Genomic DNA, 23,219 nt, shown 5'->3' on the forward strand with positions numbered 1-23,219 from the left:
CTTGACAGCCGATTATCGGGGCAGATTCAGCCCCAGCGTGGCCGGAATCAGCGCGGCGGCATAGGCGGCCGGATGATCCATCAGGAAACGGGCCGCTTCCATATCGGAATCGTTGCCCTCGGAGGCCGGGCAACTGTTGCGGATATCCATCATTTCCGCGGCGGGCATCGGCGCGCGGGCCATCCGGTTGCGTGTCAGGGCCGTCATCATCGGCAATTGACCATTTTGAAGGGCCATTAATTGAGCCTCCAGCGCGACATGGCCAGTGCTGGTACAGACCTGCGGCATGACTCCCAGCCCCTGGATGGGCCAGCCGAGCGGCGCCAGAACCCGGCTCCATGTAATGAACAGCGTGCCGCCATCCGGCAGGGGGGAGACCGTCTGGACCAGACCCTTGCCGAGGGTCGTGCTGCCGATGACGACGCCCCTGCGGTCATCGGCGAGAGCAGCCGCCAGAATTTCCGAGGCGCTGGCCGAGCGCCCATCCACAATGATGATGACGGGGAGCGTGCCGGTCAGATCATCCCCGGTTGCCTGCCAGATTCGGTTGGCCTGAGGATCGCGGCCGCTCATTGTGGCGATCAGCGAATCATCACCCAGAAAGGCACTGGCGGCGGCGGCGGCCTCCTTGACCAGACCGCCGCGATTGCCGCGCAGATCCAGGATGATGCCCCGTATACTGTGCCTGCTTTTTCGCTGGACCAGAAACTGGCTCAGCACGTTGGCGATGTCCTGTCCGGTGGAATGACTGAAACTGGTAATGTGCAGTACAAGCAGATTGCCGGACTGGCTGGCTGTAACCGTATTCTGCTGTGGCTCCGCCCGGCGCAACTCGATGTCGCGGGCCAGTTGATGGCTCGGGCCGCCTGATACGGTCAGCCGGACCGTTGATCCTTCCGGCCCCTGCAACTGCGCTTCGGCGGCGGAGACGGTTTCAGCCTCCAGAGGATGTCCGTTGAGCCCGATGATGCTCTGCCCCGGCTTAAGTCCGATTGCTTCGGCGGCGGTTCCGGTGGCCACGGTACGGATGATGAAGCTATGCCCCCGTCGTGCCAATGTCACGCCGATCCCGGCCTGAGCCGTCACAGATGTATCGTCATCGCGCGGTGGTTCATAGCGGGAGTAAGGGTCAAGGTGATTGAACACCTCATCGAACACGCTGTTGATGATGCCCTGGGTCTGTGCATGACGCACCGGGGACGAAACGGTCCAGGCAGAGGCCGCCATACGGGCGACCAGCTTTCCCCAGGCCGCATAGTTGGTAAAGGGGGGGCGTTCGATCCCTGTCACGATTCTGCTGCTCTGTGTCAGAATCACGTTGTGTTCATCCATCGATGCGGACAGGGATGGATCAATCGCGGTCAGGCCACGCAGTCCCCATAAAGCAAGCGTGGGGGCTGGCACTGTCTCCAGAGTACGGGGGGCCATGAAAGTGAAGGCGCTGCTGAAAACATCGGCAGCCAGTGTTCGGGCGAACTCGGTTTCCTGATCCCTGGCGGCAGCGGCAGCCTGGGGCGGGGCGGCATCCATCTGGGCCTGTGCCATGGCAGGCCACATCAACAGCATGGCCAGTGCCAGCCTCAGGGCCAGCCTGCGTCGCAGATCAGTTCTGATGCTGCCTGCTTTCTTCACCGTCGCGACCGTCCCGGACTGCCGCGCTTGCGGCTGTTTGATCGGTCCTGAGTGTTTGCCCGGTCTGTGCTGTTTGGGTGGGAGGATGCAGAAGATGAAGCACCCGGCAGCAGGTTGAACACCAGCCCCCCGGTAATCGGCGTGGCTTCCGCAAGGCGTACCGTGACGCTCTGCGCCAGACGCCACACGGTACGGCTGTTGCGTCCGATCAAGGCCTGTTCACGCTCGTCATGAATCCAGAAATCGTCGGGCAGGGATGAAATCGGAACAATCCCGCTGGCACCGTTTTCTTCGACCGTGATGAACAGGCCGAAGCGGGTGACACCGGAAATACGGGCGGCAAAGCGGGCGCCCACCCTGTCGGCCATGAAGGCGGCCAGGTACCGGTCGATGGCATCGCGCTCCGCCATGGCTGCACGGCGTTCGGTGGCGGTGATATGCTCGGCAATGTCGACGAAGCGGCTGGCTTCATCGGCCTCCAGACTGCCAACACCCAGCTTCAACCCCGCGATCAGGGCACGGTGCACCAGAAGATCGGCATAGCGGCGGATCGGGCTGGTGAAATGGGCATAGCGGCTGAGGGCCAGCCCGAAATGGCCGATATTGTCAGGATTGTATTCCGCCTGAGACTGGCTGCGCAGCATGGTCTCGTTGATCAGTGCGGCATGTTCTGTCCCGGCCACCTGCTTCAGGATATGGTCCAGATCGCGAGGGTGAATCTGCCCGGCGGGGGGCAGGGAAATGCTGAAACTGTCCAGAAAGCCGCGCAGCGCCTCGGTCTTTTCATCGCTTGGCGGTGCATGGACGCGATACATGCAGGGGCGGTGCAGCCGCTCCAGCTCCTCCGCCGCGGCGACATTGGCCAGCACCATGAATTCCTCGATCAGCCGGTGGCTGTCGAGACGGGGGCGCGGAATGATGGCCTCCACCGATCCGGCCTCGTTGAGGATCACCTTGCGCTCTGGCAGATCGAGGTCGAGCGTGCCGCGCGCAATGCGGGCGCTGATCAGGGCACGGTAGGCGCCGTACAGCGCATCCAGTGTCTCATCGCCTGCCTCATGGGCCTGCTGCACCTCCTCATAGGTGCGGCGAGCGGCACTGCGCATCAGTCCGCGTCCGAAGCGGTGGCGGATCTTGCCCCCTCCGGCGTCAATCATCATCTCCACGAACAGGCAGCCGCGATCCTCATTGGGGCGCAGGCTGCACCAGCCATTGGAGAGGGCTTCCGGCAGCATCGGTACGACGCGATCCGGGAAGTAACAGGAATTGCCGCGTTTGAACGCTTCCCGATCCAGTGCCGAGCCGGGGCGTACATAATGCGCCACATCGGCAATGGCCACGATCAGACGGAATCCGCCATTCTCTGCCGGTTCGGCAAAAACGGCATCGTCAAAATCCCGTGCGTCCTCGCCATCGATAGTGATGAGAGGAATGTCCCGCAAATCCTCCCGCTTTCCCAGGGGAACGGCACGGGCCTTTTGGGCTTCGGACAAAGCCTCGTCGGGGAAAATCTGGGGAATATCGTGGGTTTCGATGCAGATCAGGCTGACCGAGCGGGCATCTCCGATCTTGCCCAGTCTCTCTATGATACGTGCGGGTTTCAGCCCGTAACCGGTATGCGGCAGAGGCATGGCGCGCACAATGTCGCCCGGTTCCGCACCACCTTCCTCTCCGGTCGGAACCAGCCATTCGGCCTTGGAGCGGCGATCTGTCGGCACCACCCTGCCTTCAGGCTGTGAGGGGGAGGCATTCTGACGCGCCAGCATCTGTCTTGCGGCATGGGAGGTCCGGGCCTGACGCGGGATCAGCTTGGCCGGCTCCGACAACCGGTAGACTCCCAGAATGGGGCGCGGGGTCTCGCCGCCCAGCCGCTTGATGGTACGGCCTTCATAGCGGCCATGGCCGATCGGGCGCAGCCGGGCCAGCACTTTTTCCCCAGGTGCGAGCGCCGGACGGCCCCGAGGCTCCGGGTTCATCAGGATGGAGGGAGGAGGTCCGGCTTCCCGAGGCCACTCTGCCGGACGGCCCACTGCATCGCCATCCCGATCAGTGCCGGTGATAAGGATCACGGCGACTTCCGGCAGATGAGCATGTCCTTTGGCATGAGGAAGCACACTGCCCCCGGCAGGCATGAAGCGCTTATGCCCGGCAGGGGCGAGATTGCCCTCTGATGCCATGTCTTTCAGCAGATCACGCAGTTGCAGCTTATCGGCGGCTCCCAGCCCGAATGCCTTGGCAATCTCCCGCTTGCCAACCCGGCCGGAGGCTTCCGCCACGAAGCGGCGAATGGCCTCCCGGCTCGGCATTGTGCCGGGTTCATGGCCAGGGACTGGTCGGACCACCTGCGAGGACGGGCGGGAGGACTTCCTGGCCGCCTTTCCCCCGGCTGGTCCCTTGGCGGATGACCCTTTGGCCGGTTTCAGACGCCGCGCCACCTAGCGCTCCGCTTTCGCCGTTTTGGCCGTAACGCTGCGCGTGGCTGTTTTTTTGGCCGCTGCCTTGCCCGTACCTGCTGCCCTGGTCGTTTTTTTCGCCGTGGCTTTTTTCAGTGGCTGCGCCTCATTGCCATCAGCAGAGGCAGCTTTTTTCCCGGAAGATTTGGCCGCGACCTTGCGACCGCCTTTCGCCTTGAGGGGTTTGCCTTTTTCAGTGAGCCAGCCCAGCGCGTCATCCAGCGTGACATCATCCATCTCGATTTCACGCGGCACATTGGCGACCACCTGCCCATGCTGGACATAGGGGCCGAAACGGCCCTTGCGCACCACCACCGGTTCCTTGTCTTTCGGGTGGGTGCCGAGCGTGCGGATACTGGCCATCTTTTTGGCCAGCACATCGACGGCACGGTTCAGCCCCACCGTCAGCACGTCATCATCCTTGTCCAGATTGCCGTAGATCCCGCCCATTTTCACATAGGGGCCGAACCGGCCGAGATTGGCCTCAATGGGCTCCCCGGTTTCCGGGTGGATACCAACCAGACGGGGCAGGGAGAGCAGGCCAAGCGCCTGATCCAGCAGGATGGTCTCGCCATCCACCCCACGCGGCAGGGAGGCACGGCGCGGTTTCTTTTTGGAGCCTTCCTCGGCCTCTCCCTGTTGCACATACAGGCCGTATGGGCCGCGCTTGACGGTGATGTCCTCTCCGGTTTCCGGGTGTTGCCCCAGCACCCGCATGCCTTCCTTGAGGGTCTCGGCCTCGCCTTCCGCCCCATCGATGCCCAGACGCCGCGTATAGGAGCAGCCGGGATAGTTGGAGCAGCCGATAAAGCTGCCATGCCGTCCCAGCCGCAGCCCCAGCCGCCCGTCACCGCAGGCCGGGCAGGTGCGGGGATCGGTGCCGTCCTCCCGCGTCGGGAAGAAATGCGGTCCGAGATCACGATCAAGCGCATCGATCACATCGCTGATCTTGAGGTCTTTGGTCTGTTCGACGGCCTGATAAAAATCCTGCCAGAATGCCTGCATGACCTGACGCCAGTCGGCGCGGCCGTCGGAAATCTCGTCAAGCTGAGTCTCCAGCGAGGCGGTGAAGTTGGTGTCTACATAGCGTTCGAAGAAGCTGGTCAGGAACGCCGTCACCAGCCGCCCGCGATCCTCCGGATGGAAGCGCCGCTTGTCGAGCCGGACGTAATTCCGGTCCTGCAACACGGACAGGATCGAGGCATAGGTGGAGGGGCGGCCAATCCCCAGCTCCTCCATACGCTTGACCAGCGAGGCTTCGCTGTAGCGCGGCGGCGGCTGGGTGAAATGCTGGCTGGCATCAACCCGATCCTGACGCAGCGGATCACGCTCCGCCATCGGGGGCAGCATGCGGCCTTCTTCTTCCTCGGTATCGTCCTGACCCTCCCGATACAGTTTCAGGAAGCCGTCAAAGGCGATGATGGAGCCAGTGGCGCGCAACTGCACTGATTTCGCGTCACCGGTCTGGGGGAAGATATCGACCGTCACCTGATCAAGTTCTGCCGATTGCATCTGGCTGGCGACGGCCCGCTTCCACACCAGCTCGTAGAGTCGGCGCTGTTCGGGGTTCAGATAGCGGGCGACACTGTCCGGTGTGCGCTCGACATCGGTGGGGCGGATGGCTTCATGCGCTTCCTGAGCGTTTTTCGCCTTGCTGGAATATTCACGCGGCGCGGCGGGCAGGTAGTCGAGGCCATACGACTCCTTCACATGGTCGCGGATCGAGAACATCGCCTCCCGCGCCATCTGCACGCCGTCAGTTCGCATATATGTGATCAGGCCGACCGTCTCGCCACCGATCTCCACCCCTTCGTAAAGCTGCTGCGCCAGCCGCATCGTCGCCTGTGCGCCAAAGCCGAGCTTGCGGCTGCTTTCCTGCTGGAGGGTGGAGGTGGTGAAGGGCGGCGGCGGGTTGCGCTTGACCTTCTTGCGCTCGATCGTGCCGACATGGAACTGCCCCTGTTCCACCAGGGCGCGGGCGCGCATGGCCAGAGCTTCGGTGTTCAGATCGAACTGATCGAGCTTCTTGCCGTCCAGATGGGTCAGCCGCGCCGTGAAAGGCGCGCCGGCGGGGGTGAAGAAATGGGTCTCGACGGTCCAGTATTCGCGCGGACGGAAAACCTCGATCTCGGCTTCCCGCTCACAGATCAGGCGCAGCGCCACCGATTGCACCCGCCCGGCACTGCGGCTGCCCGGCAGTTTCCGCCACAACACCGGAGACAGGGTGAAGCCCACCAGATAATCCAGCGCCCGGCGCGCCAGATAGGCTTCGATCAGCGGCTGATCCAGATCACGCGGATGCTCGATGGCATGGCGGATCGCGTTGCGGGTGATCTCGTTGAAGGTGATGCGGCGCACCTCGACGCCTTTCAGGGCGCGGGCTTCCTCCAGCATGGCGCGGACATGCCATGAAATCGCCTCTCCCTCACGATCCGGGTCAGTGGCGAGATAGAGCGTCTCCGCTCCTTTCAGGGCTTTGGCAATGGCCGCGACCTGTTTGCGGCCGCGTTCATCGGCCTCCCAGTCCATGGCGAAGTCCTGATCCGGGCGCACGCTGCCATCTTTTGGCGGCAGATCGCGCACGTGACCGAAACTGGCCAGAACAGTATAGTTCCCACCCAGATACTTATTGATCGTTTTGGCCTTGGCAGGCGATTCGACGACAACAACGTCCGTCATGAGTATCCCAATTATGGCAACGTCATGAGGCACCGGCCAAGCGGGCGACGCGGTTCCCCGGGAGCGATACGACGTGAGCAGAAAGTTCCATTTCGAGCAACGCTGCCACGACCTCGGATGGAGACAACTGGCAGCGGCGTATCAGATCGTCAACTGCGACAGGTTCAGGTCCAAGCAGCAAAAGGATTTTTTCTTTCACCCCGTTCGTTTCTGACACGCTAAACGCACCGGCCGGGTTTTGTTTCGCAGACGGGGCGGGCGCAGGGGAAGAAAGAAACAGATCCGGTGTCGGTGTTGCGGCTCTGGTGGTTGCTGGGGTGACGGGCAGGTTGTTCAGCACGTCCTCGGCAGTTTCCGTCACCCATGCGCCCTGACGCAGCAGGTCATTCGATCCCCGGCACCGAGGATCGAGCGGGGAGCCGGGAACAGCAAAAATTTCCCGCCCGGCTTCCAGTGCGCAGCGTGCCGTGATCAGGCTGCCGGATTGAAGGGCTGCCTCTATCAGAATGACGCCTTCCGACAGCCCGGCGATAATCCGGTTGCGGCGCGGAAAATGCCGGGCAATCGGGGCTGTGCCGAGTGGTAGTTCACTGATGACGGCCCCTTGTTTGGCGATGACCGATTGCAGGCGGATGTTTTCGCGTGGATACGGACAATCGAGTCCGCCCGCGACGACCGCGATGGTCAAACCGGTTTCCATGGCTCCGATATGGGCGGCGGTATCGATTCCCCGTGCCAGGCCGGAGACGATGACCAGCCCGGCGGAGGCCAATGTCCGTGACAGATCACCCGCAATGGTTCGGCCATTGATGGAGGCATTGCGCCCACCCACCATAGCAATGCACCGCCGCGATAGCAGGCCACGATCCCCCAGCACCGACAAGACGGGTGGAGGGTCCGCCGTTGCGGCCAGTGCAGCGGGGTAATCAGGTGTGCCCAGGAAGATCATCTGGCCACCAAAGCGTTGCAGAGCCTCCATTTCCGCCCGGATGGCCTCTTCCGACGGGATGATCAGGGAGGCCGCACGGGGCAGGCCGGGCAGGGCGCGCAAAGCTGCTCCGGCAGAGTGGAAACGGGTGATCAACCTGCCATAGGCGGTTGGGCCGATTCCCTCGGTGCGGGCAAGGCGCAGACGGTCGAGGGCATCGTGGGGCATCATGATGGAGGGTTCAGGATCTGGTTCCGATTCTGGATTCCGTACCAGCTCGCAGACGTGCGATATTGTCGGCATGCCGGATAAAGACCAGAACGGCGATCAGCATGAAAGCAGCGGCTGCCTGCCAATGGGATTGGGCAAGAGGCGGCGGTCCCAGGCCCATCCCGCCGACGGCCAGCGCCAGCAGCGGCGCGAAGGCAAAGGCGCAGAGCGCAGCGGCAGAGGATATTTTGATCGTCCGTGCCACCGCAAACCATAAAGCACAGCAGATGAGGCCAACCGGCCACGCAGTTGCCAGCAGCACGCCAAGCCCGGTTGCGACCCCTTTCCCACCGCGAAACCCGAGCCATACGGGAAAGAGATGCCCGATCACGGCAGCGATCCCGGCTGGCAGAGCCAGCGCCCAGCCACCCAGATACGCAGCCAGCAGCGCTGCCGCAGCGCCTTTGCCGCCATCCAGCAGCAGGGTCGCGGCCGCCAGCCCCTTGCGACCGGTACGCAGAACATTGGTGGCTCCGATATTGCCGGACCCGATCTTTCGGATGTCTCCAGCCCCGCTCAGTCTGGTCAGGATCAGCCCGAACGGGATGCTGCCGAGCAGATAACCACCCAGCAGGGCAAAAAAATGGCTGGTCATCATGCCGTTCATCCGAAGACCCGTCTGCCTGCTTTCCAGGTGCCGATGACCCGGCCTTCCAGCGGTCTGCCGTCGAAGGGGGTATTCTGTGCTTTGCCGGGCATTTTTCCGGCTTCGACCTGCCATGCCCTCTCCGGGTGGAACAGGCACAGATCAGCCGCAGCACCGCGCCGCAGCATTCCTGCTTCCAGCCCGAACAGGCTGGCCGGGCGGCTGGTCAGCATGGCAATGGCCTGCGACAGCGGCAATCCGTTACCGTGAACCTGCGCCAGCGTGATGCCGAGCAACGTGACCAGTCCCACTCCGCCGGGGGAGGCCTGCGCGAAGGGCACCCGCTTGTCATCGGCATCACGCGGTTGGTGATCGGAGGCGATCGCGTCGATGGTGCCGTCTTTCAGCGCTGCCGCGATGGCCAGCCGGTCCTGCTCGGACCGCAGCGGCGGTGACAGCTTGGCATAGCTGCGCCACTCGCCGATGGCCGTCTCGTTGAGATCGAAATAGGGCGGCGCAGTGTCGCAGGTGACATTGATGCCCTCATCCCTGGCCCGCCGGATCAGGGAGACGGCCTCTGCGGTCGAGACATGGGCGAAATGGATACTGCCGCCCGTCAGTGCCGCCAGCCTGATATCACGGGCAATCATGATCGCTTCGGCTGCCGGAGAGATGCCGGGCAGGCCGAGACGGGTGGCCAGTTCTCCTTCGGTTGCAGCCCCGCCCGCGGCGAGGCTGGGGTCTTCCGGGTGCTGCACGATCCTGGCGCCGAAACCGCGTGCGTAGGACAGGGCCAGCCGCATCATCCGGGCGGAGGCAATGGCGGAGGTGCCGTCGGTAAAGGCCACGGCTCCGGCCTCGTGCAACAGGCCCAGCTCGGCCAGTTCCTCCCCCCGGCAGCCACGGGTGACCGCGCCGTAGGGCAGAATGCTCAGGCTACCGGTTTCTTCACCCCGGCTGCGCAGCAGATGGACCAGCGCCGGATCGTCGATCGAGGGTCTGGTATCCGGAAGGGTGATGATGGTGGTGATGCCGCCTGCCGCTGCGGCTTGTGCGGTGCTGGCGATGGTCTCCCGATATTCATATCCCGGCTCGCCGAGACCGACGCGGATATCGACCAGTCCGGGACACAGCACGCAGTCATCGCCCTCGATTTCTTCTACCCCATCCGGACGGCCGAGGGACGGGCCGAAATCGGCAATCAGGCCATCCCGCACCAGCAGGGAACCGGGCTGATCGAGCCCGCTTTGCGGATCCAGCAGCCGGACATGGGTCAAAAGAAGATCGGAGGAGGGCAGGTTGGTCATGAGCGATGGCTCCGCAGCCAGGAAAGCGCCGTGCCAGCATCTTCTGCCGGATCGGGCACGGGATATAGCACGGTGAGAATAAGCGTATCGCGCAGGATCAGGGTGGCGCGCTGCGTCAGGGATTTTCCGGCGGAGGTAAAGCGGGGCAGTCCCAGCGCATTGCCAAACGACCTCTCTGTATCGCTGAGCAGTGGAAATGGCAGATCAAGCCGGGTGGCGGCTTCAAGCTGGGCCTCGCTATCCTGTGCGCTGAGGCCGAGAATAGCGATCCCTTCCCGCTGAAATGTTCCATGCAGATTACGGTAGCCCAGCGCCTGTGGTGTGGAGCCATGAGCACCGGGAATCTGATCCCAGTCCGGCGGGTTGGGGCGGTCGGGGCGGCCAATCAGCGTATGCACGAACAGAATCGTCAGGCCGCGCAGACCGGCCAGATCGAGCATCGTTCCGTCATGGGCGGGCAGTTGTAACGGTGGCAGAATGCGACCGGGCAGATGATCGCACGCGCCATCATCCGGCAATGGCGGCAGGCCGGGCAGGGACCAGGGCGAGGTGGACATCAGACCGGGCGGGAGGAAGGCAGGCGGCTCCTCTGCCGTGCCAGTGCGTCCAGCACGGCCATGCGCACGGCGACGCCCATTTCCACCTGTTCCTTGATGACGCTCCGCACCGGATCATCGGCAACGCGGCTTTCGATTTCGACACCGCGATTCATCGGGCCGGGATGCATGATGATGGCATCCGGCTTTGCTTTCGCCAGCCGGGCTTCGTTGAGGCCGAAGAAGCGGAAATACTCCCGCTCGCTGGGCACCAGCCCGCTTTTCATGCGCTCCCGCTGCAGCCGCAGCATCATGACTACATCCGCGCCATCCAGTCCGCGATCCATATCGTGAAAGACCTCGACCCCCAGACGATCAGCGGCACCCGGTATCAGGGTAGGGGGTCCGATCAGACGCACCTGGCTGCCCAGCGATGCCAGCAGATAGATGTTGGAGCGCGCCACACGGGAATGCAGCACATCGCCGCAGATCGCCACGGTCAGTCCTTCCAGGCGGCTCTTGTGACGGCGGATGGTCAGTGCATCCAGCAAGGCTTGCGTTGGATGCTCATGCGTGCCGTCCCCGGCATTGATCACGGCGGCATCCACTTTCTGCGCCAGCAGGTTAGGCGCGCCGGACTGGCTGTGTCGCACGACCAGAAGATCGCAGTGCATCGCATTCAGGGTGGAGGCCGTATCGAGCAGCGTCTCCCCCTTGTTCACGCTGCTGGTGGAGACCGTCATGTTGATGACGTCCGCCCCCAGCCGCTTGCCGGCCAGTTCGAAACTGGTTCGGGTGCGGGTGCTGTCCTCGAAGAACAGGTTGATCAATGTGCGGCCACGCAGCAGATCCCGCTGCGTCTTGCCGGACCGGTTGAGCAGCGCATAGCTCTCCGCCAGATCCAGCAAAGCATGAATCTCGGGCGGGTGCAGTCCCTCGATAGCGAGGAGATGAGGTCTGGCGAAATCCAATTCCGGGAATCCGGTCGGTTGAGAACGGCGCAGATTATCTCCCACAGCGCAGCGGGGCTAGTGGGGGGAGCCAGGGCTGCTCAGGAAGGTGCATAGATGTCAGGTTCGTCCAGTTCCTGTTCCCAGTAGGGTGGCCGCCCGAAACGGGTTTGCAGAAAATCCAGAAACGCCCGGATTTTCGGGGGCACCTGCCGATGCGGAGGATAAAGGCCGAAAATTCCGCTGGGCTGGGTCGCGATCATGGCATTCCAGTCCGGCAGCACGGGTGCTAGCCGCCCGGAGCGCAGATCACTGCTAACCAGCCATGTCGGCAGCAGAACAACACCCAGCCCGGCCAGAGCACAGCCGCGTAGAGGCTCGGAATCATCCGCACGGATGGAGCCACGCACCGGAACGGCGACTTCTTCCCCGCTGATCGGATGATGGAAAAACCAGTTCCCGGAAGGTTGGAGCGAGTAGATCAGGCAGTTGTGCTGCACCAGATCTTCGGGGTGGCGGATCGGAGGGCGGTTGTCGAGATAATCCGGGGAGGCACAGATAACCCGTCGGTGCGGTGCCAGTTTGCGGGCAATCAAAGAGGAGTCCAGCAATGGCCCGATCCGGATGGCCGCATCGGCACCGGTCGCGATCAGATCAACCCGCACATCGCTGAAGGACATGTCCAGCCTTATATCCGGGTAGGTAGCCAGAAACTCAGGGATATGAGGCATGATATGCAGCCGGGCAAACGCATCGGGCAGCGCGAGACGCAGCAGGCCCTGCGGATGTCCCTGCTGGGCCGAGGCGGCAGCGCGGGCTTCCTCCACCTCCCGCAGCACGCTGCGGGCATGCTGGTAGAAAATACGCCCAGGCTCGGTCAGATGAACCCGTCTGGTGCTGCGATGAAACAGATCGATCCCGAGATTTTCCTCCAGTGACGCAATCCCGCGTGAAATGGCAGAGGTGCGTACACCCGTGACACCAGCAGCGCGGGAGAAGCTGCCGAATTCCACGACCCGGACGAACATCTGCATGGTTGCCAGCATATCCATGGCGGGGCCTCTCCGGAGTTTAGGCTATTTTGTCCGGGATTGTTGCATAATCCGCAAAAATCATATGCCTGATTGCTGTCTACTTCTCAATGGTCAGCAGGATTAGATCAGCATTGGTGCAGTGCAGCATGCGCCTCGCCACATCCTGTCTGGCCTTAAAAGCCGCCATCATTCGTCCGCTGCGGCATCGTGAGGAGAATTGAGCATGGCCGCCAAGCCAAAGATCAAACCGTATCACGGCCCAGCCGGAGGCATTGGCGCGCTGGAGGCGGTCGAGAAGCATCTCTGCCGCCAGAAGATTTTCCTCAGCGGCAACAAGGCGCTGCTGTCGATGAACAAGCCGGAAGGCTTCGACTGCCCCGGTTGTGGCTGGCCGGATCCGAAGCATACCAGCTCCTTCGAATATTGTGAGAACGGCGCCAAGGCGGTTGCCTGGGAAGCCACCAAAAAGCGTGTGACGCTGGATTTCTTTGCACGGCATACTGTGACGGAATTGCTCGGCTGGAGCGATTACGAGCTGGAAGATGCCGGTCGTCTCACCCACCCGATGATCTATGACCGGGCCACTGATAAATATACGCCGATCTCCTGGGATGATGCATTCCGGACCATCGGGGATGCTCTGAACCGTCTGCCCGACCCCAATCAGGCCGAGTTTTACACGTCGGGCCGGGCTTCCAACGAAGCCGCGTTCCTGTTTCAGCTTTTCGTGCGGGCATACGGCACCAATAACTTCCCCGATTGCTCCAATATGTGCCACGAAAGCACCAGCGTGGCGCTGCCAGACAGTATCGGCGTAGCAAAAGGCACTGTGCAGCTCGACGATTTTGAAAAAGCCGAGGCAATTTTTATCTTCGGCCAGAATCCCGGCACCAACAGCCCGCGCATGCTGAATGATCTGCGGGCCGCCGCGAAGAGAGGGGCGAAGATTGTCTCCTTCAACCCCATCCGGGAGCGGTCGCTGGAGCGTTTTGCGTCTCCGCAGCATCTGGGTGATCTGATCAAACCGGTGTCGATCAGCTCGCATTATTATCAGGTGCGCATCGGCGGTGACATGGCCGCCGTCAAGGGCATGATGAAAGTGGTGCTGGAGGCCGATGATGCCGCCCGCGCCGCGGGTCAGCCACGTGTGCTGGATGTAGAGTTCATTGAGACCCACACGCATGGTTTTGAAGCGGTCGAGGCTGATATCCGTGCGACAGACTGGAAAGAGATCGAGCGCGCCAGCGGTCTGAGCCGGGCGCAGATCGAAGAAGCCGCTTCCATTTATATTCAGGCGAAAAGCTGCATTGCCGTGTGGGGGATGGGCATCACCCAACATCGCACCGGCGTCGCCAATATTCAGCAGATCATCAATCTGCTGCTGATGCGCGGGAATATGGGGCGGCCCGGAGCGGGTGCCTGCCCGGTGCGGGGCCATTCCAACGTGCAAGGTGATCGCACGGTTGGAATCTACGAAAAACCCAAACCCGCTTTTCTGGATGGGTTGCAGCGCGCATTCGGCTTTAACCCGCCGCGTGAGCATGGCCACGATGTCGGAGAGGCGATCGACGCGATGTTCGAGGGCCATGCACGGGCCTTCATCGGCCTTGGCGGCAATTTCAGCCTCGCTGTTCCAGACACGGAGCGTGTGGCGGAGGCGATGCGTCGCCTTGATCTGAACGTGCAGATCGCCACAAAACTCAATCGCGGCCATCTGGTGGTTTGCGATACGTCGCTGCTGCTGCCTTGCCTTGGCCGTACCGAAATCGATTTCCAGAGTTCAGGTCCGCAGATGGTGACGGTGGAGGATTCGATGTCCAACGTCCACGCTTCGGGTGGCCTGAACATGCCGGCCTCGGAGCATCTGCGCTCGGAAGTTGCTATTATCTGCGGCATTGCACAGGCAACGCTGAAGGGGCGTTACAATATTCCGTGGCAATCCTACAGTGAGGATTACGACCGTATTCGTGATGCGATCGAGGCGGTGATGCCGGAGCTGTTCACCGGGTTTAACCAGAAGATCCGTCAACCGGGCGGTTTCCGTCTGTATTCTCCGGTCGATTACCGTCAGTGGAATACGCCGAACGGCAAGGCGAATTTCCTGGTGCATGAAGGCATCGATGAAAACGAGATGCCGCAGGATCGGGCGGATGTGCTGGAACTGGCGACGATCCGCAGCCACGATCAGTATAACACCACGGTTTATGGTCTGGATGATCGTTATCGCGGTGTATTCGGCCAGCGCATGGTGGTGTTCATCAATGCGGTCGATCGTGAGCGGCTGGGTTTCGAGGAAGGGGCCATCGTTGCGATGCGCACCGTCAGCGAAGACGGGCTGGAACGGCGTGTCGGCGGTTTTCGTCTGGTAGATTACGATATTCCGGCCGGATGCTGTGCGGCTTACTATCCGGAGACCAACCCGCTGATCCCCGCAAAGCGTCGTGCTTTGCGCAGTAACACACCCACATCGAAATCTGTCCCGGTGGTATTCGAGGCATGGAATGGGGAATGGGATGACCGCCCCAATCCTGAGTTGGCTTCCGTGCAGACACACGTGATGGCTGTGGCGGCAGAATAAGAAATTCTCTGCTTATCACTACAAAAAAAACCGCTTCCACCTTGATCGGGTGAAAGCGGTTTTTGTTTTGATGAGCCTGTCGTCTGGCTTGTTATACGGCTTCTATCCGGGACGTGACTTCACTGGCGCCAAGAGCTTCCAGCGTTGCATCGATGGGCGGGCTGGTGGTGCCACCGGTCAGGGCAACTCGCAGCGGCTGGGCGATCTGGCCGAGCTTCAGCCCATGCTCCTCGGCGAACATGCGCAGGGCCTGATCCACAGCGGCGGCTGAAAAATCAGTGGCCTGCAATTGCGGCAACAGGGCGCGCAGCCAGCCCCGTGCTTCATCGGAGAGCAGAGCCGCTGCTTTCGCGTCTTTGGGGCCGGAGGGGCGTTCGATGACAAAGCGGGCGCTTTCCGCGAGATCCACCAATGTCCTCGCCCGCTCCTTGAGCTTCGGCATCAGCCGCATAATCCGGTTGGCGGCATCGCTGTCAGGTGAGAGTTCCAGACGGCGGCAGAGATCGGTGGTCAGACGCTGGTCATCGGCTTCCCGCAGATAAACGCCGTTCAGATGGGTCAGCTTGGCATAATCCATCCGGCTGGCGGCACGGCCAACCCCGTCCAGATCGAACAGGGCAATCTGTTCATCGCGGGAGAGGATTTCCGCATCTCCGTGTCCCCAGCCCAGACGCAGCAGATAATTGCACAGGGCTTCCGGCAGGAAACCTTCGCGCTCGAATTCCAGCACGCTGACGGCGCCGTGGCGCTTCGACAGTTTGGCTCCGTCGGCACCATGGATCAGGGGGATATGGGCGAAACGCGGCAGATCCCAGCCGAGGGCCTTGAAAATCTGCACCTGCCGGAATGTATTGGTCAAATGGTCGTCACCACGGATGACATGCGTGATGGCCATATCGTGATCATCAACAACGACCGCATGCAGATAGGTGGGCGTGCCGTCACTGCGCAGGATGATCATGTCATCCAGCTCGGCATTGGCGACACGAACCGGTCCCTGCACCAGATCATCGACCACGGTTTCGCCTTCCTGCGGCACGCGGAGACGAATAACCGGCGCAATCCCTGACGGGGCTTCGGACAGGTCGCGGTTGCGCCATGGGCTGACGATCCGCAGTGGGCGCTTTTCGGCGGTGGCCTGGTCACGCTGAGCCTGCAATTCCTCTGGTGAGAGAAAGCAGCGATAGGCCATCCCGCGTTCCAGCAGGCTGTGAGCGACTTCGGTATGGCGTGCCTCACGGGTGGACTGGAAAACCGGTTCCTGATCCGGTGACAGACCAAGCCAGGCCAGCCCGTCCAGAATCACCTGCACCGCTTCCGGAGTGGAGCGGGCGCGATCAGTATCCTCGATCCGCAGCAGGTATTCACCGCCATGGTGGCGGGCGAACAGATAGTTGAACAGAGCGGTGCGGGCGCCGCCGACGTGCAGAAGGCCGGTCGGGCTGGGCGCGAAACGGGTGCGAATGGTCATGCCACCGCCTCTAACATGCTTGTGCGTGGTCAGGGAGTACAAACCCGCGTAGCCTTTCCATTCGTATATTTCATAGCCGATTGCAGTGCAGCCACTGATCTATCTCCGCCGGGCCAGTCAGAGTGCGCGGGATGCTGCCGGGGCGTTGGCCGGTCAGCAGTTCGGGCGCTTTTCCCTGTGGCTGCCGGTCGGCATGGTGGCCGGGGATTATCTGTATTTTCTGGCTCCAACGGAGCCGCCGATATGGGTGGGGTTATCTGCTCTCGGGCTGATGATCTGCCTGCTCGTGGCAGGCTGGTTAAGCCCGATCCTGCGTGCAGTGACTGGTATGGGGGTGGCGGTGGCGGTGGGATGGAGCGCAGGGCAATACGCCGTTCTGACCGCTCTGCCGCTGGAGCCTGTTCCAAACAGGGCCGTGATCGTGGAAGGGATTGTGACCGCGGTTGAGACCGGACCAGACTGGCGCAGAATTGTTGTTGCCGCTCCCTTGCTGGATGGGGTGACACATTGGCAGCGTTCGGTACGGCTGAGAGTGCGGGATGGAGACCATGCACACCTTCAATCAGGTGACAGGATATCGGTGCGGGCGCTGATCAGACCGCCGCCATGGCCTGCTTATCCGGGGGCGCTGGATCGGCAGAGAGACGCATTCTTCTCCGGGATTGGAGCTTTCGGTTTTGCCCTGGCCCCGGTTTCGCATCTCACATCGCGGCAGGATGCGGCCTCGATCCGTTTGGCCAGAATGCGGGAAATGATCGCCGATCACGTTCGCACAGCCTTGCCCGGGAGTGAGGGAGCGGTGGCAACGGCTTTGTTGACCGGAGATACTGCTTCCATTCCGCAATCTATCCGTCTTCTGTTTCGGGATACGGGGTTGGCTCATCTGCTGGCCATTGCGGGTCTGCATATCGCGATTGTCATGGGGACCATCTTTGCCGTGACGCGCTGGCTGCTGACCCGGAGCGAATATATGGCGCTGTTCTGGCCGTGCCGACAGATTGCCGCCGTGACTGCATTGCTGTCAGGAATCGCCTATGCGGTAATGACCGGGTTACATGTGCCAATCATACGCAGCGCAGTCATGGCGATGATTGCCTGTCTCGCCCTGTTTCTGGGGCGCAGGGCATTGTCCATGCGAGGGCTGGCGATTGCTGCAGCTCTGATTGTCCTGATCTGGCCGTATGAAGTCACCGGTGTCAGCTTCCAGATGAGTTTTGCTGCCGTGATGGCTCTGGCCGCCGGATATGAGGCGCTGGGACCATGGCTGGCCGGTCTGGCCGGGCGGCGTATGCTCCATCATCTGGCGGCGGTGGCGTTGACCAGCCTGCTGGCGGGCACTGCATCGGCACCGTACGGAATTTATCATTTCGGGCAGCTCCAGCTTTATTTCGTGGTGACCAATATGATCGCGGTGCCGCTGATGGCATTCTGGGTCATGCCGGCCGGTCTGCTGGCTATGACCCTGTTGCCCCTTGGCCTTGATCAACCCGTTTTTGCTGTTATGGGAATCGGGATCAGGCTGATCCTGACCGTTGCGAAACTGGTCGCAGCCTTGCCGGCTGCCGTCCTTGCTGTGCCGCCAATGCCAGGCTGGGGACTGTTCATGATCAGTGCCGGCCTGATCTGGCTTTGCCTCTGGCGTGGTCGTGTCCGGCTGTGCGGTGTGCCGGTCATGGTGGCGGGGATGGCGTCTGTCTGGCTGACTGTGCCTGCCGACCTTCTGATATCAGCGGATGCACGTATGGTCGCGGTCAGAGCCGGTCCACGTGTTTTTGCTTTCGACAAGGGAAGTTCGCCCCTGCTGACGGAGGCATGGCAGGCTTATTGGGGTGTTAGAGATTTTACGCCGCTTTCCGTGGCCGGGCGTCTCGCCCCGCACATGGCGCGATGTGGTGAGAGCGGCTGTCTCGTCACGCCGCTGTCAGGTGCCCCGGCGGTCTTTCTGAAAACGGGGGAGGGCGGGGAGATATGTCAGCCCGGAGCGCTTGCCGTCATTCTGGATGGCTGGAGCAGCCAGTGTCGGAATCAGCCCGTGATATCCCTGTCGCAGATACGCGATGAGGGCAGCATTGCGGTATGGTTCAGGCCCGGAAGGATTTCCGTGCTGACAGACCGGGCATGGCGTGGGGACCGACCATGGGTGCCGTCACCACCTGATACCAGCCCGGGCCAGTGGAAAGCGCCGCTGGCCCGGACGGATGAGACAATCCCTCAGTAACGGCGAAGCAAGCCGATCAGCCTTCCCTGCACCCGTACGCGATCAGCAGGGAAAATTCTGGTTTCATGGCGTTCATTCGCTGGTTCCAGTGCCACCGACTTGCCGCGTCGCCGCAGGCGCTTGAGTGTGACTTCGGCGTCATCGATCAGGGCGACGACAATCTGCCCGTTTTCGGCAAGATCCGATTGCTGGATAATCACTGTATCGCCATCGAAAATACCGGCATCGATCATGGAATCGCCAGCAACTTCCAGTGCGTAGTGTTCCCCGTTGCCAAGCATATCGATCGGCACGCTGAGATAGGCGCTGGTGTCCCGCAATGCTTCAATCGGCATACCGGCGGCAATCCGCCCATAAAGAGGAAGCTGCACCGCAGAAGCATCCTGAGCCGCCCATACCCCTGCAATCCGATTGGAAAATCCCCCCTGAATGACATTCGGGGTAAAAGCGGGAGGAGGGGAGGCGGGAGGTATAGAGGGTGGCGCTGTTTTCGGTATCGGCATGCTGGCGGCTTCCGGCATGCGGATCACCTCCAGCGCCCGGGCGCGATGATGGCGGCGGCGCAGAAAGCCGCGTTCTTCCAGTGCTGAAATAAGGCGGTGAATCCCTGATTTGGATTTCAGGTTCAAGGCCGCCTTCATTTCCTCAAAACTGGGGGAAAAGCCTGTTTTACGCAGATGGCCGTCAATGAGTAGTAACAGCTCATACTGTTTGCGTGTCAGCATGCAGAAGGCCTTTCAAGACCGTCCCGGAAGGAAAAAGCGCACAAAAGAACAAACAAGCAACAAATATGTTCTACATAAGTTCGTTCTGTCGCGTCAAGCGTCCTTTATAATCCGGCACTATCAAGGGGCAGGACTGACACGATCTCTCCCGTTGCGGCCTGTGGCGCATGGGGCGGACGCATGATCAATGCGTTGGCCCGTGCCAGTGTGCTCAGCATTGAAGAATCCTGCACAGGAAAGGCTTCGACAACCGGACCGGACTCCGTCTGCGTTACGATTCCGCGCATGAAGTCGGTGCGATGATCATTGGCCCGCAAGGGGGCCGCCAGTCGTGCCGGCTGTGTCCGCAAGGAAGAGGCAGGCAGACCGCGTAACACCTCCAATGCAGGCAGCACGAACAGCAGGGCGCAGACATAGGCCGAGACAGGGTTGCCCGGCAGTCCAATCAAAGGTGTTCCGGCCAGCTGTCCGTGCATCAGCGGTTTGCCCGGTCGCATGGCAATTTTCCAGAAATCCAGCGTCAGCCCCCCGTGCTCTCCCAGCGCAGAGCGTACCAGGTCATGATCGCCCACGCTGGCGCCGCCGATGGTGATCAGAAGATCGGATTTTGTGGCGGCTTCCGCACGGACACGGATGGTATCGCTGTCATCACCGCTGAGCGGAAGCAGGATTGGGTCGCCGCCAGCCGCACGGATCATGGCGGCCAGCATGTGGGAATTGGAGCTGACAATCCCACCCGGCGGTAATGGCTCCCCGGGCAGTGCGATTTCATCGCCGGTTGCCAGTACCGCAACGCGAGGGCGGCGATGAACCGCCAGCCAGGGAATATTGGCGGCAGCGGCAAGACCGATATCCCGCGCTGTCAGGATACGGCCTGATTCCAGCACGGTTTGATCGACGGTGAAATCCTGTCCCTGCCGTCTGATGTGGCGATCAGGCCGCACGGTCTCGGCAGGAATAACGATGTCATCCTGTCGCTGCGCTTCTTCCTGCAACAGGATGGTATCTGCGCCTTGTGGAACGACGCTGCCGGTGAAAAGGCGAACTGCCTGACCGGTTTCCACTTTGCCGCTGAACGGATGTCCGGCTGGGGCCGCGCCGATGACGGTCAGTCTGGCATCCGCAATTGCATCGGCGCACCGCACCGCATAGCCATCCATGGCTGAAACATCATGAGGAGGCTGGGTCACCCGCGCCTGCACATTGACAGCCAGTACCCGACCATGAGCCTCAGCGATTGAGACCGTCTCGGCCATGGTGGGGGAGACGGAGGCCAGAATACGGGCGCGGGCTTCTTCGACCGGGATCATGATTCTTTGTTCAGTCCTGCCGGAAATCACCTGACTTGCCGCCGGATTTTTCAACCACACGGATGTCGCTGATAATCATGCCGCGATCAACGGCTTTGCACATATCATAGATGGTCAGGGCGGCGATGCTAACCCCGGTCAGGGCCTCCATTTCAACGCCTGTGCGCCCGGACGTCCGCACCCGCACCTCAATCTCGACTTCTCCCGGTCTATCATTGCGGAAATCAACCGTGATTGCCGTGACTGGCAACGGATGGCAAAGCGGGATCAGATCAGCCGTCCGCTTGACCGCCATAATCCCTGCCAGACGTGCAACGCCCAGCACATCGCCTTTTTTGGCACTGCCTTCCTGAATCATCGCCCATGTGGATGGCTGCATCGTGATCCGTCCACGGGCGACACCCAGCCGGTCCGTGACCGGTTTGCCGGCAATATCCACCATGGCTGCTTCCCCGGCGGCATTGAAATGGGTCAGGCGGGGAGAAGGCGTGTCCTGCATGTCAGGCAATGGGTGGGACAGGAGGTAAAGAATCGATGCCTATCAACTCACGCACGGCCTTGGTGACATCATGCTGCCTCATCAGGCTTTCGCCGATCAGAAAGCTGCGTACGCCCGTTGCTGCCAGACGCTGTATGTCTTCATGCGTGCGGATGCCGCTTTCCGCGACCAGAAACCGGTCGGGCGGAAGCAATGGCGCGATGTTCAGGGTAGTAGAGAGATCTGTTTTCAGGGTTTTCAGATTGCGATTATTGATGCCGATCAGTCCCGTCTGAAGGGCCAGTGCACGATCGAGTTCGCCTTCGTCATGGACTTCAGCCAGCACGTCCAGATCAAGATGACGGGCGGTCTCTTCCAGTTCCCGTGCTTCGTCATCGGTCAGGGCGGCCATGATCAGCAGGATGCAGTCTGCCCCCATGGCGCGGCTTTCATAGACCTGCCAAGGATCGAGAATGAAATCCTTGCGCAGCACCGGCAGGGATACCGCGGCACGCGCAGAGACCAGATGCTCCGGGTCACCCTGGAAATATGGCTCATCGGTCAGCACGGACAGACAGGTCGCGCCCCCGGCCTGATAGGCTTTTGCCAGCTCGGCCGGATTGAAATGAGGGCGGATTAACCCGCCGGACGGCGATGCTTTCTTGATCTCGGTGATCAGACCATAGCCACCCTGAAGTACGGCATCTTTCAGCGCCTGCCCAAAGCCACGGGGGGCCGGCAGATCACGAATACGGTTGATCAACGTTTCTTTGGAAAGCAACGCTTTGCGTTGCGTCACTTCCTTGCGGGTATCGGCGCAGATACGCGCCAGCACATCGTAACCGGTGGACGTGGCGGCCCCGGTTTCGGTTGGCGTGGTCTGATCCGGCTGTGAGGCGGGAAGTGTTGTCATCATGGCTCCGAAAGCAGTCACAGGCACGAATGAAGAAGCAACAGGCCTATACCACCGTCATGGCGATGGCAAAAACGGGCTTCTTCAGTGTCCCGATAAAGTCAAAGGGATCAAGGGGTTGCATTTGTTGCTGCCCGAAGCCTGTTCAGGGCCGATAATGCTGATCCATCATCAATGGATCGGCGGGCAAGGGTCACCCCTTCTTTCAGCGTGTCGGTCTGTCCGGCGACGATCAGGGCAGCCGCCGCGTTCAGACAGACAGTATCACGATATGGTCCGTCGGCTCCATCAAGCAAGGCCTGCAGGACGCGGGCATTATGGTCCGCATCCCCACCCTGAATGGCATCCAGTGGTGCGCGGGGCAGGCCGGCCTCTTCCGGGGTCACACTGAACTGGCGCAAGATGCCGTTTTCCAGCGCAGTGACCTGGCTTTCGCCTGCCAGCGTCAGTTCATCCAGGCCGAGACCATGGACTATCCAGCATGTCTCCGTGCCAAGCTCTCCCAGGACCCGGGCCATTGGCACGGCCCAGATCGGATCGAAAACACCGGTCAACTGGCGCTTGACGCCAGCAGGGTTCCCCATCGGCCCGATCAGGTTGAACAGGGTGCGGATGCCAAGCTGTGAACGTGCTTCCGCGGCATGACGCAGGGCTGGATGAAAATGGGGTGCGAACAGAAATGCACAGTGCTCATCATGAAGGATGGCTTCCTGACGCTCCGTGCTCAGGTCGATCTTCACGCCCAGCGCTGTCAGGACGTCGGCGGCACCGGAGCGGGAGCTGAGGGCGCGGTTGCCGTGCTTGGCGATTGGAACGCCGCATCCGGCCACTACGAAGGTGACGGCAGTGGATATGTTGAGTGTTCCCGCACCGTCACCGCCCGTGCCACAGACATCAATGGTGCCATCCGGCGCTTTGATGGGGATCATATGTGACCGCAATGCCCGCACGGCTCCGCCCATTTCAGCTTCTGTTTCTCCACGGAGACGTAAGGCCATAACCAGCGCGGCAATCTGGGAGGATGTAGCCTGACCACGCATGATCAGATCAAAGGCTGCGAAGGCATCTTCTTCGTTCAGATGCTCACCTTTGGCGAGGCGTGACAGAACGGGGCGCAGATCGGTCTGCGCCGGAACAGGGGAGGGGGTCAT

General features: G+C 61.5%; 17 protein-coding genes. 2 read left to right on the top strand and 15 right to left on the bottom strand.

The window, feature by feature from the left end:
• Window positions 1-12: 12 nt before the first annotated feature.
• The 9 genes from GbCGDNIH8_RS04130 to GbCGDNIH8_RS04170 form a co-directional block, all read right to left on the bottom strand.
• Complete coding sequence (locus GbCGDNIH8_RS04130; protein ID WP_072572198.1) at window positions 13-1,632, bottom strand: S41 family peptidase; 1,620 nt, start codon at window positions 1,630-1,632, stop codon at window positions 13-15.
• Window positions 1,629-3,938: a ribonuclease R gene (gene rnr / locus GbCGDNIH8_RS04135; RefSeq protein ID WP_072572199.1), complete on the bottom strand. Its 2,310-nt coding sequence runs from the start codon at window positions 3,936-3,938 to the stop codon at window positions 1,629-1,631. Before rnr ends, GbCGDNIH8_RS04130 begins: the two co-directional genes overlap by 4 nt.
• Before the next feature lie 129 nt (window positions 3,939-4,067).
• The gene (gene topA, locus GbCGDNIH8_RS04140) at window positions 4,068-6,764 is read right to left on the bottom strand and encodes a type I DNA topoisomerase (RefSeq protein ID WP_072572200.1); all 2,697 of its coding nucleotides are present in this window, start codon (window positions 6,762-6,764) and stop codon (window positions 4,068-4,070) included.
• Window positions 6,765-6,786: 22 nt separating this feature from the next.
• Window positions 6,787-7,923 carry a DNA-processing protein DprA gene (gene dprA, locus GbCGDNIH8_RS04145; protein WP_072572201.1) on the bottom strand — a complete coding sequence of 379 codons (1,137 nt, stop codon included), beginning with the start codon at window positions 7,921-7,923 and terminating at the stop codon, window positions 6,787-6,789.
• A gap of 10 nt (window positions 7,924-7,933) precedes the next feature.
• The gene (plsY, locus tag GbCGDNIH8_RS04150; RefSeq protein WP_095206417.1) at window positions 7,934-8,569 is read right to left on the bottom strand and encodes a glycerol-3-phosphate 1-O-acyltransferase PlsY; all 636 of its coding nucleotides are present in this window, start codon (window positions 8,567-8,569) and stop codon (window positions 7,934-7,936) included.
• Window positions 8,566-9,855, bottom strand: a complete 1,290-nt coding sequence (locus tag GbCGDNIH8_RS04155) for a dihydroorotase (protein WP_072572202.1) — start codon at window positions 9,853-9,855, stop codon at window positions 8,566-8,568. Before GbCGDNIH8_RS04155 ends, plsY begins: the two co-directional genes overlap by 4 nt.
• Complete coding sequence (locus tag GbCGDNIH8_RS04160) at window positions 9,852-10,412, bottom strand: peroxiredoxin (protein ID WP_072572203.1); 561 nt, start codon at window positions 10,410-10,412, stop codon at window positions 9,852-9,854. The genes GbCGDNIH8_RS04155 and GbCGDNIH8_RS04160 overlap by 4 nt, the downstream gene beginning before the upstream one ends.
• Window positions 10,412-11,362 carry an aspartate carbamoyltransferase catalytic subunit gene (locus tag GbCGDNIH8_RS04165; RefSeq protein ID WP_072572204.1) on the bottom strand — a complete coding sequence of 317 codons (951 nt, stop codon included), beginning with the start codon at window positions 11,360-11,362 and terminating at the stop codon, window positions 10,412-10,414. Before GbCGDNIH8_RS04165 ends, GbCGDNIH8_RS04160 begins: the two co-directional genes overlap by 1 nt.
• An 80-nt stretch (window positions 11,363-11,442) precedes the next feature.
• Window positions 11,443-12,393 carry a LysR family transcriptional regulator gene (locus tag GbCGDNIH8_RS04170; protein ID WP_072572205.1) on the bottom strand — a complete coding sequence of 317 codons (951 nt, stop codon included), beginning with the start codon at window positions 12,391-12,393 and terminating at the stop codon, window positions 11,443-11,445.
• Between the two features lie 205 nt (window positions 12,394-12,598).
• Here GbCGDNIH8_RS04170 and GbCGDNIH8_RS04175 point away from each other — a divergent pair, with 205 nt between their 5' ends.
• A complete protein-coding gene (locus GbCGDNIH8_RS04175) occupies window positions 12,599-14,953 on the top strand; it encodes an FdhF/YdeP family oxidoreductase (RefSeq protein ID WP_072572206.1) in 2,355 nt (784 codons plus the stop codon).
• A 91-nt stretch (window positions 14,954-15,044) separates the two neighbouring features.
• Here GbCGDNIH8_RS04175 and gltX read toward each other — a convergent pair whose 3' ends face one another.
• Window positions 15,045-16,424, bottom strand: coding sequence for a glutamate--tRNA ligase (gene gltX / locus GbCGDNIH8_RS04180; RefSeq protein WP_072572207.1), 1,380 nt, complete (start codon window positions 16,422-16,424; stop codon window positions 15,045-15,047).
• Window positions 16,425-16,509: 85 nt separating this feature from the next.
• On the opposite strand from gltX, the gene GbCGDNIH8_RS04185 reads away from it, so the two are divergent.
• A complete protein-coding gene (locus GbCGDNIH8_RS04185; protein WP_081368828.1) occupies window positions 16,510-18,642 on the top strand; it encodes a ComEC/Rec2 family competence protein in 2,133 nt (710 codons plus the stop codon).
• Here GbCGDNIH8_RS04185 and lexA read toward each other — a convergent pair.
• The 5 genes from lexA to trpD form a co-directional block, all read right to left on the bottom strand.
• Window positions 18,636-19,367, bottom strand: coding sequence for a transcriptional repressor LexA (lexA, locus tag GbCGDNIH8_RS04190; protein WP_072572208.1), 732 nt, complete (start codon window positions 19,365-19,367; stop codon window positions 18,636-18,638). The two genes, GbCGDNIH8_RS04185 and lexA, sit on opposite strands and share 7 nt — an antisense overlap.
• Before the next feature lie 104 nt (window positions 19,368-19,471).
• Window positions 19,472-20,677 carry a molybdopterin molybdotransferase MoeA gene (locus tag GbCGDNIH8_RS04195; RefSeq protein WP_072572209.1) on the bottom strand — a complete coding sequence of 402 codons (1,206 nt, stop codon included), beginning with the start codon at window positions 20,675-20,677 and terminating at the stop codon, window positions 19,472-19,474.
• Between the two features lie 10 nt (window positions 20,678-20,687).
• A complete protein-coding gene (gene moaC / locus GbCGDNIH8_RS04200; protein WP_072572210.1) occupies window positions 20,688-21,176 on the bottom strand; it encodes a cyclic pyranopterin monophosphate synthase MoaC in 489 nt (162 codons plus the stop codon).
• Between the two features lies 1 nt (window position 21,177).
• On the bottom strand, window positions 21,178-22,071 hold the full coding sequence (gene trpC, locus GbCGDNIH8_RS04205; RefSeq protein ID WP_408874690.1) for an indole-3-glycerol phosphate synthase TrpC: 894 nt from the start codon (window positions 22,069-22,071) through the stop codon (window positions 21,178-21,180).
• A gap of 107 nt (window positions 22,072-22,178) precedes the next feature.
• Entirely contained in the window at window positions 22,179-23,219 is a 1,041-nt protein-coding gene (gene trpD, locus GbCGDNIH8_RS04210; RefSeq protein WP_072572211.1) for an anthranilate phosphoribosyltransferase, read from the bottom strand.

It is taken from the genome of Granulibacter bethesdensis (assembly GCF_001889545.1).
Taxonomy (GTDB): Bacteria; Pseudomonadota; Alphaproteobacteria; order Acetobacterales; family Acetobacteraceae; genus Granulibacter; species Granulibacter bethesdensis_B.